The 15,826-nt window shown below is 71.6% G+C and carries 13 protein-coding genes; 5 read left to right on the forward strand and 8 right to left on the reverse strand.

The window, feature by feature from the left end:
- The first annotated feature begins 10 nt into the window (after positions 1–10).
- Positions 11–883 carry a diacylglycerol/lipid kinase family protein gene (locus ABD213_RS00895; protein WP_344323183.1) on the forward strand — a complete coding sequence of 291 codons (873 nt, stop codon included), beginning with the start codon at positions 11–13 and terminating at the stop codon, positions 881–883.
- 9 nt (positions 884–892) lie between these two features.
- Positions 893–3,694, forward strand: a complete 2,802-nt coding sequence (locus tag ABD213_RS00900) for a DEAD/DEAH box helicase (protein WP_344323186.1) — start codon at positions 893–895, stop codon at positions 3,692–3,694.
- Between the two features lie 28 nt (positions 3,695–3,722).
- Here ABD213_RS00900 and ABD213_RS00905 read toward each other — a convergent pair whose 3' ends face one another.
- Both ABD213_RS00905 and ABD213_RS00910 read right to left on the reverse strand, forming a co-directional pair.
- A complete protein-coding gene (locus ABD213_RS00905) occupies positions 3,723–4,664 on the reverse strand; it encodes a 5'-3' exonuclease (protein WP_344323188.1) in 942 nt (313 codons plus the stop codon).
- A gap of 225 nt (positions 4,665–4,889) precedes the next feature.
- Positions 4,890–6,446 (reverse strand): M20/M25/M40 family metallo-hydrolase, encoded by a 1,557-nt coding sequence (locus ABD213_RS00910; protein ID WP_344323190.1) that lies wholly within the window; start codon positions 6,444–6,446, stop codon positions 4,890–4,892.
- A gap of 124 nt (positions 6,447–6,570) precedes the next feature.
- On the opposite strand from ABD213_RS00910, the gene ABD213_RS00915 reads away from it, so the two are divergent.
- Genes ABD213_RS00915 through ABD213_RS00925 form a run of 3 tightly spaced genes read left to right on the forward strand, consistent with a single transcriptional unit; the run spans position 6,571 to position 9,891 of the window.
- A complete protein-coding gene (locus ABD213_RS00915) occupies positions 6,571–7,650 on the forward strand; it encodes a M24 family metallopeptidase (protein WP_344323193.1) in 1,080 nt (359 codons plus the stop codon).
- 10 nt (positions 7,651–7,660) lie between these two features.
- Positions 7,661–9,157, forward strand: coding sequence for an apolipoprotein N-acyltransferase (gene lnt / locus ABD213_RS00920; RefSeq protein WP_344323195.1), 1,497 nt, complete (start codon positions 7,661–7,663; stop codon positions 9,155–9,157).
- Entirely contained in the window at positions 9,154–9,891 is a 738-nt protein-coding gene (locus tag ABD213_RS00925; protein ID WP_344323197.1) for a polyprenol monophosphomannose synthase, read from the forward strand. The genes lnt and ABD213_RS00925 overlap by 4 nt, the downstream gene beginning before the upstream one ends.
- A 22-nt stretch (positions 9,892–9,913) precedes the next feature.
- Here the strand turns inward: ABD213_RS00925 and ABD213_RS00930 are convergent, their stop codons facing one another.
- The 6 genes from ABD213_RS00930 to ABD213_RS00955 all read right to left on the reverse strand — a co-directional run bounded on the left by ABD213_RS00930 (position 9,914) and on the right by ABD213_RS00955 (position 15,727).
- Positions 9,914–10,288 (reverse strand): RNA polymerase-binding protein RbpA, encoded by a 375-nt coding sequence (locus ABD213_RS00930; RefSeq protein WP_344323199.1) that lies wholly within the window; start codon positions 10,286–10,288, stop codon positions 9,914–9,916.
- Positions 10,289–10,367: 79 nt separating this feature from the next.
- Positions 10,368–11,678, reverse strand: a complete 1,311-nt coding sequence (locus ABD213_RS00935; protein ID WP_344323201.1) for an MFS transporter — start codon at positions 11,676–11,678, stop codon at positions 10,368–10,370.
- Positions 11,675–12,472 (reverse strand): glycerophosphodiester phosphodiesterase family protein, encoded by a 798-nt coding sequence (locus ABD213_RS00940; RefSeq protein ID WP_344323204.1) that lies wholly within the window; start codon positions 12,470–12,472, stop codon positions 11,675–11,677. The genes ABD213_RS00935 and ABD213_RS00940 overlap by 4 nt, the downstream gene beginning before the upstream one ends.
- A 44-nt stretch (positions 12,473–12,516) precedes the next feature.
- Positions 12,517–14,055, reverse strand: coding sequence for a helix-turn-helix domain-containing protein (locus ABD213_RS00945; RefSeq protein ID WP_344323206.1), 1,539 nt, complete (start codon positions 14,053–14,055; stop codon positions 12,517–12,519).
- 38 nt (positions 14,056–14,093) lie between these two features.
- Complete coding sequence (locus ABD213_RS00950) at positions 14,094–15,086, reverse strand: DMT family transporter (protein ID WP_344323208.1); 993 nt, start codon at positions 15,084–15,086, stop codon at positions 14,094–14,096.
- On the reverse strand, positions 15,083–15,727 hold the full coding sequence (locus tag ABD213_RS00955; protein ID WP_344323210.1) for an MBL fold metallo-hydrolase: 645 nt from the start codon (positions 15,725–15,727) through the stop codon (positions 15,083–15,085). Before ABD213_RS00955 ends, ABD213_RS00950 begins: the two co-directional genes overlap by 4 nt.
- Between the last annotated feature and the right edge of the window lie 99 nt (positions 15,728–15,826).

The following is a 15,826-nucleotide window of genomic DNA, read 5'->3' on the forward strand; positions in this document are numbered from 1 at the left end:
GGCTCGACGGATGCACGTCGCGCTCGTCGTCAACCCCGTCTCCGGGACAAAGCAGGGTGAGCGGATCGCCGCCCACGCCGAGCGGGCGTTGCGAGAGCACGGCCACGACGTCGTGCGCATGGCCGGCCACGACGGTCCGAGCACGCGAGCGGCGCTGACCGCTGCCGCCGGGAGCTACGACACCGTCGTGGTCGTCGGCGGTGACGGGGCGCTGCACGGCGTCCTCCCGCTGCTCGCCGACAGCGACCTCGCCCTGGGGCTCCTGCCCGCCGGGACCGGCAACGACACGGCCCGGGCGCTCGGCCTGCCGCAGGACGAGGGGGCCGCCCTGCAGGTCGTCCTCGAGGGGCACACCCGCCCGGTCGACCTCGCTCGCACGTCGCTCGGTGACGTGGCCACCGTCGTCGCGTCGGGCTTCGACTCCAAGGTCAACGAGCGTGCGAACGCGATGCGGTGGCCCCGCGGTCCCATGCGCTACAACCTCGCGATCGTCGCCGAGCTCCGCGCGTTCTCGCCCCTGCCGTTCGAGATCGAGCTTGACGGCAGGACGATCCAGCGCGAGGCGATGCTCGTCGCCGTCGGCAACGGACCGTCCTTCGGTGGCGGTCTGCGCATCGCCGAGGGCGCGTCGATCGACGACGGTCTCCTCGACGTCTGCGTCATCAACCCGGTGAGCAAGGCGAGGCTCGTGCGCGTCTTCCCGCGGCTCTACCGGGGCACCCACGTCGACCTGCCGGAGTTCGAGCGCCACCTCGTGCGGAACGTCCGACTCAGCGCGCCGGACGTCGTCGCGTACGGCGACGGCGAACGGCTCGGTCCGCTGCCCCTGGAGGTGAGCGTGCGACCCGGCGCGCTGCGGGTCCTGGTGGCGCCCGGCCCGTAGGGTGGAGGCATGACCAGCCCGGCCGAGCAGTACGCCCGAGCCCGGGCCCGGGCCTCCCACCCGCACCTCGCGGAGTTCCGCGGCCTGCACGGGTTCACCCTCGACGACTTCCAGGTGCGGGCCTGCCAGGAGGTCGAGGACGGGCACGGTGTCCTCGTCGCCGCGCCCACCGGGTCCGGCAAGACGGTCGTCGGCGAGTTCGCCGTGCACCTGGCGCTCGCGACCGACCGCAAGTGCTTCTACACCACCCCGATCAAGGCCCTGTCGAACCAGAAGTTCGGCGACCTCGTCGAGCGGTACGGCGCCGAGCGGGTGGGGTTGCTCACCGGCGACAACACCGTCAACGGCGACGCCCCCATCGTCGTCATGACCACCGAGGTCCTGCGCAACATGCTCTACGCGGGCTCGCGCGCGCTCGACGGGCTCGGCTACGTCGTGATGGACGAGGTCCACTACCTGGCCGACCGCTTCCGCGGTGCGGTCTGGGAGGAGGTGATCATCGGGCTGCCGGACCACGTCAGCGTCATCTCCTTGTCGGCCACGGTGTCCAACGCCGAGGAGTTCGGCGACTGGCTCACCGAGGTCCGCGGAACCCCCCAGGACGGCGACGACCACGCGAACCCCACGGTCACCATCGTCGAGGAGCGCCGTCCGGTCCCGCTGCACCAGCACGTGATGGTCGGACGCCGCATGTACCCGCTCTTCGAGGACGGCCGCAGCACTCCGGCCGACGGGCGGACCGACGGTCCTGACGCCCCTGTGGTGAACCGCCAGCTCGAGCGGCTCGCCCGGGAGGACTGGCAGCTCAACCGCTCCAAGGGCGGACGAGGGCGACCCGCCAAGGGCAAGCGGCGTCCACGATCGGCGCACCGGACCCCCGGGCGCGTCGAGGTCGTGTCGACGCTCGAGCGCGAGGGGCTGCTCCCGGCGATCGACTTCATCTTCAGCCGGGCGGGATGCGCCGCGGCCGTGCAGCAGCTGCTCGATGCCCGCGTCATGCTCACGAGCGCCGACGAGCGGGCAGAAATCGAGGCCGCCGTCGACGCCGCCTGCGCCCACCTGCCCGAGGAGGACCTGCACGTCCTGGGCTACCACGACTTCCGCGAGGCCCTCGGTCGCGGCATCGCCGCGCACCACGCCGGCATGCTCCCCACCTTCAAGGAGGTCGTGGAGCAGCTGTTCGCCGCCGGTCTGGTGCGCATCGTCTTCGCCACCGAGACCCTCGCGCTGGGTGTCAACATGCCCGCCCGCTCGGTGGTCATCGAGCGGTTGAGCAAGTGGAACGGCGAGGCGCACGTCGACGTGACGCCGGGGGAGTACACCCAGCTCACGGGTCGCGCCGGTCGGCGCGGGATCGACGTCGAGGGCCACGGTGTGGTGCTGTGGCAACCCGGACTCGACCCGCGTCAGCTCGCCGGCCTCGCCTCCACGCGCACGTACCCGCTCAACTCCTCGTTCCGCCCCTCCTACAACATGGCCGTCAACCTCGTCGACCAGGTCGGCCGCGAGACCGCCCGCGGTCTGCTCGAGCAGTCCTTCGCCCAGTTCCAGGCCGACCGCGCCGTCGTCGGGCTCGCACGGCAGATCAGCAAGGCCGACGAAGCGCTGGAGGGCTATCGCACCGCGGCCGAGTGCGACCGTGGCGACTTCATGGAGTACGCGCAGCTGAGACGCGAGCTCAGCGACATCGAGTCCTCGGGCAAGAAGGCACGCAGGGCAGCCGCCCGCGACGAGGCCGTCGCCTCGCTGCGCGAGCTCTCCGTCGGTGACGTCATCGTCGTCCCCGCCGGACGCTGGGCCGGCCTCGCCGTCGTCCTCGACCCCGGCACGGCCGTGGCCGACGACCCGCGGCCCTTCGTGCTGACCGCCGGACGGCACGCCCGTCGTCTCGCCGCCATGGACTTCCCGACGCCGGTCACCCCGATCACCCGCATGCGGATCCCCAAGTCGTTCTCGGCCCGGAACCCGCACTCCCGGCGCGACCTCGCCTCGAGCCTGCGCAACCGGGTCCCCGACGGCTCCTGGCAGCGCGACACCGCCTACCGCCAGGGCGACAGCGGCTACGGGCCCACCCACGAGGACCCACGCATCGCCGCGGTCCGGGCACGGCTCAAGGCTCACCCGTGCCACACCTGCCCGGACCGGGAGTCGCACGCCCGCTGGGCCGAGCGCTACCTCAAGCTCGAGCGGGACACGCGCAACCAGCGCGGGCGCATCGAGCAGCGCACGAACACCGTCGCCCGCCAGTTCGACCGGGTGTGCGAGGTGCTGGAGTCGCTGGACTACCTCGACGGCGACACCGTCACCGAGGACGGCCTGCGTCTGCGACGCATCTACAGCGAGCTCGACCTGCTCATCAGTGAGTCCCTGCGCCGCGACGTCTGGTCCGGGCTCGGTCCGGCCGAGCTCGCCGCCGTCGTCAGTGGCCTGAGCTTCGAGACCCGCAACCCCGAGGACGCCGGGGCGCCGATCCTGCCCACGGCCCGCGTCGTCCAGGTCGCCGAGGACATGACCCGCCTGTGCGCCGACCTCCAGCTGCTCGAGCGCGAGCACCGCGTCCGCTTCCTGCGCGCACCGGACTTCGGGTTCGCCCACGCCGCGTGGTCGTGGGTCGAGGGCGCCAGCCTCGATGAGGTCCTCGCCGAGACCGAGCTCGCCGCCGGGGATTTCGTGCGCGCCATGAAGCAGCTGATCGACGTCACCGCGCAGATCGCGCACGCCGCCGGTCCGGGGGAGCTGCGCACCACGGCGCGCAAGGCACTGGACGGCCTGCGTCGAGGCGTCGTGGAGTACAGCTCCGTCTCCTCCTGAGCGGTGTCGACGACCGGTCCGGCCGATCTCAGCCGAGCGCGGCGACCAACCGCTCGACGACGCCGCCGAGCCCCCAGCGGGTGCCGAACCTCGCCAGCTCCTCGCGCTGCTCCGCGGAGAGGGGTCGTCTCGGCGTGACGACGGACGGGCTCACGGCGTCCTCGCGCACCCGGACCACCTGCCGCATCACCTCGATCAGGTCGGCCGACTCGAGCAGCGTGGCGCGCTGGCGCGGCTTCAGCGCGCTCGACTCGTCGGCGGCCGCGGCGAGGATGGCGTCGAGGTCACCGTGGGCCTGCAGCAGCGCGGCGGCGCCCTTCTCGCCGATGCCCCTGACCCCGGGGATGCCGTCGGAGGTGTCCCCTCGCATCGTCGCGAAGTCGGCGTACTGGGAGGGGTCGATGCCGTACTTCGCCCGGATCCAGGCCGCATCGACGACGTCGGCCCTCGAGACCCCCCGCGCGGTGTACAGCACCCGGACCTCGGCGTCGTCGTCCACCAGCTGGAACAGGTCGCGGTCGCCCGTCACGACGTCGACCGGCCCGTCCCAGGCCCGTGCCAGGGTGCCGATGACGTCGTCGGCCTCCGCACCCTCCGCGCCCACCACGGGGATGGCGACGATGCCCAACGCCTCGGCGATCAACGGCACCTGGGGGGTGAGCAGGTCCGGGGACTCCTCGGCCGGCGCCTCTCCGGCCGCCACGGCCGCGGGGTCGGCGAGCCGGTGGGTCTTGTACGAGGGGAGCAGGTCGACGCGCCACTGCGGGCGCCAGTCGTCGTCCCAGCAGGCGACCACGGCAGCGGGGGAGTGCTGGTCCACGAGGGTGGCCACGAAGTCGAGCAGACCGCGCAGCGCGTTGACCACGGTGCCGTCGGGCGCCTTCAGGGAGTCGGGGACGCCGTAGAAGGCACGGAAGTACAGGCTCGCCGAGTCGAGCAGCAGCAGTCGGTCGGACGTGGGTGCGGGCACGCACGACACCCTACGACGGCATCGCCGTCCGGTTGGGTACCCCTTGTTACCGTGGATCGCGGACGGTCGTCCGTGCCGTCTGGTCCGGTTCTCCCTCGGACCCGAGACGCCCCAGCGCAGCTCCCGCGCCGGGGCGTCTTCCTGCGCCGGGACCACGGCCGTGCCTGGACGTGCGTCGACGCCGGCCCCTCCGGGGAGGGAACCGGCGCCGCTCGCTGGAGAGCGTCAGCGCAGGGACAGGTGACCCTGCTGACCGGGAGCCGAGGCGGACCTCCCGCGCGCCTTGCCGCGCCCGGGGTTGTCGCCGTAGAGCCCCCGCTTGGACAGGGCCAAGGTCCCCGTCGCATGGGCGGCGCCGTCGCTGAGCTGACGCAACACCGTCGTGTTGACGTTCGTCAGCGTGTCGGCCGGCGTGTGGTAGTTCGGGTCGAGGAGCTCCCCGGCCGTGCCACCGTAGATCTGCGCCTGCCGCTCGGTCTTGACGTCGTCTGCGCCGCTGAACAGTCCACCGGCCGGGATGCCGTACTCGATGAACGGTCCGTAGTCGGACCGGCCGTCGAACGCCGTCGGGTCGGTCTCCAGTCCCTGGGCGTCGAAGTAGTCGGTGAAGACCTTCTCGATCTCACCCGACCCGGCGGGCCCGGCAAGGCCGAAGTCCGAGCCGTCGCCGTCGTAGACGAGGCGGACGTAGTTGGGCGACCCGAGCATGTCGAAGTTCAGGTTGGCGTAGATCCGGCTGCGCTCCTCGTCGGTGAGGGTGTCGACGTAGTGCTGGGCGCCCAGCAGGCCCAGCTCCTCGGCACCCCAGAACGCGAAGCGGACGGGACGCTCCTGCTTGCGCACGAGCTTCGTGCCGGCGTACTGGCGAGCGATCTCCAACACCGCCGCGACGCCCGTGCCGTTGTCGTTGATGCCCGGGCCGTCGGGGACGGAGTCCAGGTGCGCCCCGACCACGACGACCTCGTCGTCGTTCTTGGTGCGACCCGGCCACTCGGCCAGGATGTTCGACGTCTCGCGCTCGAGGTCGGTCTCGGTGTCCGTGCTCACCGTGGCCTCGGTGCCGTCGGCCAGCGCGACACCGTCGTCGTAGGAGACCCCGACGACCGGCACGTCGACCGGGGCGCCCAGGGTGCCCAGCACGAGCTCGGTGCGCTCGGGGTTGCCCTCGTTGAAGACGATGACGGCGTCGTACCCGGCCTCGACGGCGTTGCGCGCCTTGAGGCCGAAGTCGCACGTACCGCGCTGCACGAGAGCGATCGCGTCCTCCTCGGGTGCCGGCTCGAAGTCACCGACGTCGCAGCCGGCGGCGCTGCTCGGCTCCGGGGTGGCCGGGACGACGAGGTTGGTGGCCGGGACGACCGGGCCACTGACCGTGCCCGACCCGGAGTAGGTGAAGACGCTCGTCTCGACCTCACGCTCCTGCGGCGCGGTCTGCGTGAGCGTCGCGGGGCTCAGCTCCTGGAAGAACGGGAACGTGAACGTCTGCTCGGTGACGGTGTAGCCGGCTACCCGCAGCTGCGAGGCGACGTAGTCGGCCGACGCGTCGTAGCCGGGGAGCCCGGAGGCGCGGTTGCCCCCGTGGCGGTTGGCGATCGTCTCGAGCTGACGCAGGTGCCGCAGCACCCCGTTCACCGTGACGGCGTCCGTGAGCCGCTCGACACCGGGCGCGTCGCCCTTGCCGGGCCCCTTGCCCTTGCCGGGGCCCTGGGCCAGGGCCGGTGTGGCGGCGACGAGACTTGCGGACAGTGCAGCCGCTGCGGTGGCAGCAATGATCCTGCGCATATGATCCCCCGATCATGTCGTTGTGGTCGTCACACGATAGGACATCCGAGGACCGTCGACCACGGTCGTCGACCCGGCCCCGGCGGGGCGTCGCGTCGTTGTCCCGATGGCCTAGGCTCGCTGCGTGACGACCCGACTGGACCGAGCCCGCGAGCAGATGAGGGCGCGTGGCGTCTCCACGATGCTCATCACCCCGGGGGCCGACCTGCGGTACCTGACGGGGTACCACGCGAAGCCGCTGGAGCGGCTCACGTGCCTGGTGCTGCCGGTCGACGGCGACGCGGCCCTGGTGGTCCCGGCCCTGGAGAAGGCCGCCGCGCACGCCGCGGGGGTGGAGCTCGACCTCCTCACGTGGGACGAGACCGACGATCCCTACGCGCTCGTGGCCGACCGTGCGGTGGGCGACGTCGTCGCGGTCGACGACCAGATGTGGGCGTCGCGCGTCCTGGCGCTGCAGGAGCGGCTCACGTCGGCTCGCGTCGTCCTGGCCGGTCCCACCGTGAGCGCGCTGCGGATGCGCAAGGAGCCCGCCGAGGTGCAGGCCCTGCGCGACGCGGGAGCCGCCATCGACCGTGTGCACGCCCGCATGGGGGAGTGGCTCCGCGTCGGACGCACCGAGCGCGAGGTGGGTGCCGACATCGCGCGGGCCATCGTCGACGAGGGCCACACGCAGGTCGACTTCGTCATCGTCGGGTCCGGTCCGAACGGGTCCTCGCCGCACCACGAGGTCTCCGACCGGGTCATCGAGGCCGGGGAGCCGGTCGTGGTCGACATCGGTGGCACGAACGCCGCCGGCTACTGCTCGGACTCCACCCGCAACTACGTCGTCGGGGCCGACGCCCCCGCGGACTACCTCGAGGCCTACGCAGTCCTCGAGCAGGCTCAGGCCGCACAGCGCGCGCACGCCGGACCGGGCGTCACGGCCGAGTCGATCGACGCCGTCGGTCGCACCGTCCTGGCCGAGGCCGGACTCGCGGCCCTCTTCATCCACCGCACCGGGCACGGCATCGGCCAGGAGACGCACGAGGAGCCCTACATCGTCGAGGGGAACGACCTCGTGCTCGAGCCCGGCATGGCGTTCTCCATCGAGCCGGGCTGCTACGCCGAAGGACGCTGGGGGGCACGGATCGAGGACATCGCCGTCTGCACCGAGGACGGGCTCGAGGTGCTCAACACGCGTCCGCGCGGACTCGTGCGCTTGTGATGACCGCCCCGTGAGACCTCCTCTCGCCCTCGTCCTCGCGCTGCTCGCCGGCCTGCTGTCGGCCGCGGCGTTCGACCCCTTCACGGTGCCCTACGCCATGGTCGTGGGCGTCGCGGTCCTGGTCGTGGCGCTGCGCGGCCTCGCCGACGCCCCCGCGCGGTGGGTGCTGGCCGCGGGCGCGGTCTACGGGCTCGCCTTCATGGCGGTGCTCATCTGGTGGATGAACGCCGTCAGCCCGGCCGCCTACGTCTCGCTCGTCCTCGCCCAGGTCGTCGTGCTCGCGCTCGTCGCCGTTCCCCTCAGGGCCGCGCTCCGGCTGCGCTGGTGGCCGCTGTGGGGCGGTGCGGTCTGGGTGGCCGGCGAGTGGTTCCGCAGCTCCTTCCCGTTCTCGGGGTTCCCCTGGGGCCGGCTCGGCCACACGGGCGTCGACACCCCGTTCGACGCGTGGGTGCGTCTCGGGGGGATGCCGTGGCTGTCCTTCGTGATGTTCCTGCTGGTGTCCTCGCTGGTGGTGATCGTGGGCGGCTCGTTGCTGCACCGCGCGCTCGCCGCCGGCACGGTCGTGACCCTCCTGCTGGTCGGGGCCGTCCTGCCGGCCGGCGTCGTGGGTCAGCACGGGACCGCCCAGGTCGCGCTCGTGCAGGGCGACGTGCCCGGTGTCTTCCTCACGTGGCCGCGAGGGGAGATCACCAGCCTGCACCTGGCCGAGACCCGTCGCCTCGCCAACGACGTCGACGCCGGTCGGGTGCCACGGCCCGACGTGGTCATGTGGCCGGAGGGGGCCGTCGACGTCGACCCGTATGCCAACCCGTCGGTCGGCGCCCAGCTGTCGGCGATGTCCGAGCGCGTGGGTGCGCCGCTCGTCGTCGGCGGGATCTTCGACGGGCCGACGCCCGACACCGCCTACAACGAGAGCGTCGTCTGGGACGAGGACGGGCCCGGGGACCGCTACGTCAAGCGCCGGCTGGTGCCCTACGGCGAGTACGTGCCGTTCCGCCAGGCGTTGGGCGACCGGGCTCCGCAGGTCGCGCGCACGTCCCGCGACGTCCCGCGAGACATGCTGGCCGGCGAGTCGAGCGTTCCCCTGAGGATCGGTTCCCTGACGATCGGCGGCTCCATCTGCTGGGACCTCGCCTACGACGACATCGTGCGCGACGCCGCCTCGGCCGATGCCGATGTCCTGGGCGGCCAGACGAGCAACGCGGCCTTCACGGGAACCGCCCAGCCGGAGCAGCAGTGGAAGATCTCGCGCCTGCGGGCACTCGAGACGGGCCGCTGGATGCTGGTGCCGTCGACCAACGGCATCAGCGGCGTCGCGGACGCACGGGGCGAGGTCGTCGAGCGTGCTCCACTGCACGAGCCGGCCACGATCTCGGTGGAGGTCCCCCTCGCGTCGGGTCGCACCCCCGCGCTCGTGGTGGGACCCTGGGTCCAGTGGACCCTCGTCGGTCTGGGGGTGCTCGGCTGGTTCCTCGGCTGGCGGATCGGCCGGAAGGCTCGCGCATGAACGACGTCCTCGTCATCGTCCCGACCTACGACGAGGCCCAGAGCCTGCCGGTCCTCCTGGGCGACCTGCTGGGTGCGGTGCCGGAGGCCGACGTGCTCGTGGTCGACGACGCCTCCCCGGACGGCACCGGTCGCATCGCCGAGCAGATCGCCGCCGAGCAGCATCGCGTGCACGTGCTGCACCGCTCGGGCAAGCAGGGCCTCGGAGCGGCCTACCGAGCCGGCTTCGCGTGGGCCCTGGACCGTGGCTACGGCGTCCTCGTGGAGATGGACGCCGACGGCTCGCACCTGCCCCGTGACCTGCCACGTCTGCTCGCCGCCGTCCACGACGCCGACCTGGTGATCGGCTCGCGATGGGTACCCGGGGGCGAAGTGGTCAACTGGCCGTGGTTCCGGCGCTGGATCTCCCGAGGTGGCACCGGGTACGCGCGGTGGGCCCTCGGCCTGCCGGTGAAGGACACCACCGCAGGGTTCCGCGCGATGCGCGCCGCGGCCGTCGAGCAGATCGGCTACCAGCGGGTCGCCTCGCAGGGGTACTGCTTCCAGATCGACATGACCCGCCGTTTCGTCGACGCCGGACTGCGCGTCACGGAGGTCCCCGTCACGTTCGTCGAGCGGGTCCAGGGTCGATCGAAGATGTCGGGAGCGATCGTGCGGGAAGCACTGTTGCGGGTCACCGTGTGGGGTGTGCAGCGACGACTCGGGGGGAGGTCGGCACGGTCCCTCGAACGGTGACCCGCCACGGCGGGTTCGGACGTCAGGCGCTCTTGCGCTTGCGGCGGTGCAGGTGCGACGGTCCGATCTCGCCGGACCTCAGCAGCTCGAGACGCTCGGTGAGGATCTCCTCCAGCTCGTCCTCCGAACGCCGCTCGAGCAGCATGTCCCAGTGCGTGCGAGCCGGCTTCTCGTCCTTCTTGACCGGCTCCTCGCCGTCCTTGAGCCGCCCGACGCGACCCGTCCGAGGGTCTTCCCACTCGGCCGGGATGTCGGCCTCGTCGGCCATCGTGACGGTGAACGTCTGTCCATCGGGGAGGACGTACTCGACCTCCTGGCGGGGAGCCATCTCGACACCGCGCTCGTCCTCGAAGCTCTGGGCGCCCAACCTCGCGCCACGGAGTGCTCGTTCAGCCATGGTGACTCCTCTCTCTCCCTACGCATAACGTAGGGCACCGCCATGAGATTCCCCTGAGGGCGGATCAGCCCGGAATCGGCTACTGGGACCGGGCGCGGTCCTCGACGTGGGCCGGCACGGCGAACAGTGCCGCGAGGCCGGCGCCGAGCACCAGCATGATCCCGATGATGCCCCACCGGTCGTCGCCGCCGACGAACACGGCGAGCGCGAAGAGCGCGGGGGACAGGAAGGAGACCGCCCGGCCCGTCATGGCGTACAGACCGAAGATCTGGCCCTCCTTGCCCACCGGCGTCAGCCGGATGAGGTAGGTGCGCGAAGCCGACTGGGCCGGTCCCACGAAGACGCAGAGGATGAGCCCGAAGATCCAGAACATCGTCGATCCGGAGACGAACAGCAGGGCGAAGCCGGCACCGAGCATGGCGACGAGCGAGAAGACGATCACGGCCCGAGGGCCGGTGCGGTCGTCGATCCTGCCCGCGACGATGGCGCCTGCGGCGGCGACGACGTTGGCGGCCACGCCGAAGAGGATGACCGTGTCGGCCTCGAAGCCGTAGACCGAGACCGCGATCACCGCCCCGAAGGTGAAGACGCCGGCCAGGCCGTCGCGGAACAGCGCGCTGGCGCCCAGGAAGACCAGGGTCGGTCGCTCGTGGTGCCACATGTGCCGCAGCTCGACGAACAGCTGGCGGTAGGAGTCGACGAAGGAGGTCTTCTGCAGCGGGCTGGCCTCGGCGGGCAGCTCGGGCACCGTCAGGAAGACCGGCAGGGCGAAGACGGCGAACCACACGGCGGCGAGGACCGCGACCATGCGGATGTTGAAGCCCTCGTCGGTCGAGAGTCCGAGCAGGCCGCCGTCGCCGGTGACGAAGCCGAAGAAGCAGATGAGCAGCAGCGCGATACCACCGAGGTACCCGGCGCCCCATCCGATGCCGGAGACCCAGCCGACCGTGTCGGGCGTCGAGACCTGTCGCAGCATGGCGAAGTACGGGACCTGGGCGAGCTCGAAGAGGACGGTGCCGACGGCCAGCAGGACGAGCCCGAGCCACAGGTAGGAGTAGTCGTCCTTGACGAAGAACAGCGCCGCCATGATGGCGATGACGCTCGACGTGAGCAGCACGAGGGACCACTTGCGGCGACCACCGGCGTCCGAGCGCTGGCCCATGACCGGTGCGAGCACCGCCAGGACGAGACTGGCGGCGGCGATCGAGATCCCCAGCCACGTGCTCGCCGAGACCGGTCCGGGCAAGTCGGAGCCGACGGCGTCGGTCAGGTAGACCGAGAAGATGAAGGTGACGATCACGGCGTTGAAGGCCGCCGAACCCCAGTCCCAGGACGACCAGGCCAGGACCCGCCTGACGTCGAGGGTGCGGCCCACCGCGGCATCGCTCATGTGCTGCTCCAGTTCCCTGACTCGATGAGGACCTGCCGCAGCAGGTCGGGACGATCGGTGACGATCCCGTCGACGCCGATGCGGAGCAAGGATCGCATCTCGGCGGGGTCGTCGACGGTCCAGACGTGGACCTGCAGGCCGAGGTCGTGGGCATGGGCGACGAACCGCCGCGTGACGACGGGCACCGGACCCCGCCGCGCAGGCACCTGCAGGCAGGTGACGCCGGCGCGGACGACGGACTCCCGGATGCCTCGTGTGGGCCCGAGGACGACGGTGGCCACCTCCCGCGGACCCGCTGACGTCGCCACCGACGGCTCGAGTGCCCGGATCCTTCGCAGGCGTGCGCCGGAGAAGCTGGCCAGGCACACGCGGTCGAGAGCGTCGGCCTCCCGCAGGACCTCCAGCGTGGGCTCCAGCGCGTGGTCGCTCTTGACGTCGATGTTGAGGCGAGCCGACGGCAGCTCGGTCAGCACGGTGGTGAGCCGGGGGATGGGTTCGCGGTCCACGAGCCGGACAGCGTCGACACGCTCGCTGGGCAGGTCGGAGATGCCGTCGGGGGTGCCGCCGAGCCGGCTGAGGTCGGAGTCGTGGAAGGCGTAGACGACGCCGTCGCGCGAGGCGTGCACGTCGGTCTCGAGGTAGGTGTACCCGAGCTCGACGGCCGCTCGGAAGGCCGCCATCGTGTTCTCCAGGCCCTCGAGTCCCGGCAGGAGCGCGCCGCCACGATGCGCCATCGCCAGGGGAGTGGGACGGTCGAAGTACCGATACCTCGACAGGTCCACCCGAACGGTCACGGGTCCACGCTAGGGCACGGCGGTGCCATCGCGAGGGTGGAGGATCAGATGTCGCGGAACGTCTCGATCTGGGCACCGAGGGCGTTGAGCCGCTCGGCGAGGTCCTCGTAGCCACGGTTGATCACGTAGACGCTGCGCAGGACCGAGGTGCCCTTGGCCGCGAGCATCGCGATGAGGATCACGACGGCCGGTCGCAGCGCCGGCGGGCACACCAGCTCGGTGCCACTCCAGTGCGTCGGACCCTCGACCAGGACACGGTGCGGGTCGAGCAGCTTGACGCGTGCGCCGAGCTTATTGAGCTCGGTGAGGTAGATGGCGCGGTTCTCGTAGACCCAGTCGTGCAGCAGGGTCTGCCCGTCGGCCATGGCGGCGATGACCGCGAAGAACGGCAGGTTGTCGATGTTCAGGCCCGGGAAGGGCATCGGGTGGATCTTGTCGATCGGGGCGCGCAGCTGCGAGGGGTGCGTCGTGATGTCCACCAGCCGCGTCTGGCCGTTCTCCGCCGGGTACTCGGCGCCGCGCTCGTAGACGAAGCCCATCTCCTCCAGCAGGGCCAGCTCGATCTCCATGAACTCGATCGGGACCCGGCGCACCGTGATGCTCGAGCGGGTCACGATGGCCGCCGCGATGAGGCTCATGGCCTCGATGGGGTCCTCGCTCGGGGCGTAGTCGACGTCGGTGTTGATGCGCGAGCGTCCCGTGACGCGCAGGGTCGTCGTGCCGATGCCCTCGATCCGGACGCCGAGCTTCTCCAGGAAGAAGCACAGGTCCTGGACCATGTAGTTGGGGCTCGCGTTGCGGATGACCGTCACGCCGTCGTAGCGCGCGGCCGCCAGCAGGGCGTTCTCGGTGACGGTGTCGCCGCGCTCGGTGAGGACGATGGGTCGCTCCGGCGCCTGACCGCCACCGGAGGTGGCGTGGTAGCTGCCCTCCGTCGCGACGACCTTCAGGCCGAAGGGACGCAGCGCGGTCATGTGCGGCTCCACGGTCCGCGTGCCGAGGTCGCACCCACCGGCGTACGGCAGCTCGAAGGTGTCGACGCGGTGCATCAGCGGGCCGAGGAACATGATGATGCTGCGGGTGCGCCGGGCGGCGTCGGCGTCCATCGCGGCGAGGTCGAGGCTCGCCGGGACGACCAGCTCGAGGTCGCCGGCGTCGTTCAACCAGCGCGTCTTCACCCCGATGGACCCGAGGACCTCGAGCAGGCGGTTGACCTCCTCGATGCGGGCGACCTTGCGCAGGACCGTGGTGCCCTCGTTCAGCAAGGAGGCGCACAGCAGCGCGACGCCGGCGTTCTTGCTGGACTTGACGTCGATGGAACCGCTGAGACGGGTCTCGCCCTGCACCCGCAGGTGGCTGGGGCCGGCACTGCCGCCGACGGCGACGATCTCGGAGTCCACGGCCTCGCCGATGCGCGCCAGCATCTCCAGCGTGAGGTTCTGCTGACCCTTCTCGATGCGGTTCACGGCGCTCTGGCTGGTGCCGAGGACGTCGGCGAGCTCGGTCTGGGTGAGACCTCGGTGCTGGCGGGCGTCGCGGATCAGCGTGCCCACGCGGGAGAGGTAGTCCTGCTGCTCGGTCATGATCTCCATCCTATCTCACATGTGAGATAACGAGTCGTTCACGGGTGGCTGCGGGGACGCACGAGGAGGGCGACGACGACGCCGACGACCGTCAGTGCTCCGGCCACCACGCCGACGATACCCACGTGGGGGTCGGGGGAGGCGAGCTCGATCAGCTCGGCACTGACCACCTGGCCGGCGATCATGCACAGGCTCAGCACGAGCACGCCGTGGACCTTGACCAGCCACGCGGCGAGAGCGATGAAGCCCACGCCCATCGCGCCACCGAGGTAGAGCCACCACTCGTCCGGCAGCCCGTCGACCGACCCGGGCCGCAGGAACGACAACGGCACCGCGAGCAGCAAGGTCGTGGTGCCGACGACGAAGTTGTTGAGCGTCGTCGTCCAGGGCCCGGCGACGCGGGAGACGCGTCCGTTGAGGGCCTGCTGCAGCGCGGCACCCGCCCCGGCCAGCAGGGGCAGCACGACGAGGACGACCGTCGACAGGTCCACTGCCGTGACGACGCGCTCGCCGGCGGCGAGGGCGACGGCGAGCACCGCGAAGGCTGCGGCCACGGCCCGAGGGACGCTCAGGGGCAGCCGTCCGGACGGACCGAGCCCGAGGTGGTCGACGAGCAGCGCCGAGGAGGACTGACCGGCCGTGACCGCCACGGTGAACAGCGCGACACCGATCGTGGCGACGGTCAGGCCCTGCGTGGCCACCAGGTAGGCGCCGAACACCCCGCCGGAGAGCTCGTACCAGCGCAGCTCACGGTGCCGAACGGCCGCGACCAGCCGTCCGACGCCGGCTCTGTTCCGCGGGCTGGAGGCCACCACGACGGCGACGAGCAGCAGACCGCTGGAGAAGCTGACGAGTGCCGCGGTGAGGCCGGCGCGGGGCCCGGTCCCGATCCCGGCCGCGAGCTGGCCGTTGACCTGGGACTGGACGGCCACCAGGCCGCCGGCGAGCAGCATGAGCGGCACGGCGACGATGCGCAGGCCTCGGGAGAAGACCGGCGGGCCCTGCCGCCGGTCGGTGGTCGGCGCGCTCACACCGTCGTCAGCCGGCCGTCGGGACCCAGCCGTCGGGCGTCGGCGACCCCGGCGGCCCGCACGACGTGACCCCAGTAGACGTCGTAGGCGACCTCGGAGATCGTGGCGTCGTGGATGGGCAGCACGGTGGTGGGTGCGACCGCGCGTGCGAAGGACACGGTCTCGCTGATCTTGGCCCACGGTGCCGCCAGCGGCAGCGCGAGGACGTCGACCCCGTCGGGCGTGCTCGCGTAGGAGTCGCCCGGGTGCAGCAGGGTCGTCGCTCCGTCGTCGACGAGGACACCCACGTTGGTGACGCGAGGCAGGGTGGGCAGGATCTCCGCGTGGTGCACCCCGACGCCGCGCAGCACGAGGTCACCGATGCGGTGCTCGCTGCCGTCACGGTTGACCGTCCAGCGGTCGGAGGGCTGCTGCGCGGCCGTCTCGGGGTCGCACAGGAGCACGGCGTCCGGATTCGCGTCCAGCAGGGTCCCCACGCGGTCGGGATCGAGGTGGTCGGGGTGCTGGTGCGTCACGACGACCGCGTCGAGTCCGTCGAGGTCGAACACCTCGGGACGGCAGAACGCGCCGGGGTCGATGAGGACGCGGGTCTCGTCGGTGGTCACGAGCAGCGCCGCGTGACCGAACCGGGTGATCTCCATCGTTCCATCATGCACCCGTCTGCCGACGGCCCCACACCCATCCTCGCCGTCGCCGGGAGCGAACCAGCACCGTGCATCCCCTCGCCGACGCCCGCGCCT

Source organism: Aeromicrobium halocynthiae (assembly GCF_039531385.1).
Lineage (GTDB): Bacteria > Actinomycetota > Actinomycetes > Propionibacteriales > Nocardioidaceae > Aeromicrobium > Aeromicrobium halocynthiae.

Excerpts from the sequence above, each read along its gene's own strand:
- ABD213_RS00900 (WP_344323186.1), top strand. The coding sequence starts at position 893 with ATGACCAGCCCGGCCGAGCAGTACGCCCGAGCCCGGGCCCGGGCCTCC.
- ABD213_RS00955 (WP_344323210.1), bottom strand. The coding sequence starts at position 15,727 with ATGGAGATCACCCGGTTCGGTCACGCGGCGCTGCTCGTGACCACCGAC.
- ABD213_RS00925 (WP_344323197.1), top strand. The coding sequence starts at position 9,154 with ATGAACGACGTCCTCGTCATCGTCCCGACCTACGACGAGGCCCAGAGC.
- ABD213_RS00945 (WP_344323206.1), bottom strand. The coding sequence starts at position 14,055 with ATGACCGAGCAGCAGGACTACCTCTCCCGCGTGGGCACGCTGATCCGC.
- ABD213_RS00930 (WP_344323199.1), bottom strand. The coding sequence starts at position 10,288 with ATGGCTGAACGAGCACTCCGTGGCGCGAGGTTGGGCGCCCAGAGCTTC.
- ABD213_RS00910 (WP_344323190.1), bottom strand. The coding sequence starts at position 6,446 with ATGCGCAGGATCATTGCTGCCACCGCAGCGGCTGCACTGTCCGCAAGT.
- ABD213_RS00935 (WP_344323201.1), bottom strand. The coding sequence starts at position 11,678 with ATGAGCGATGCCGCGGTGGGCCGCACCCTCGACGTCAGGCGGGTCCTG.
- ABD213_RS00895 (WP_344323183.1), top strand. The coding sequence starts at position 11 with ATGCACGTCGCGCTCGTCGTCAACCCCGTCTCCGGGACAAAGCAGGGT.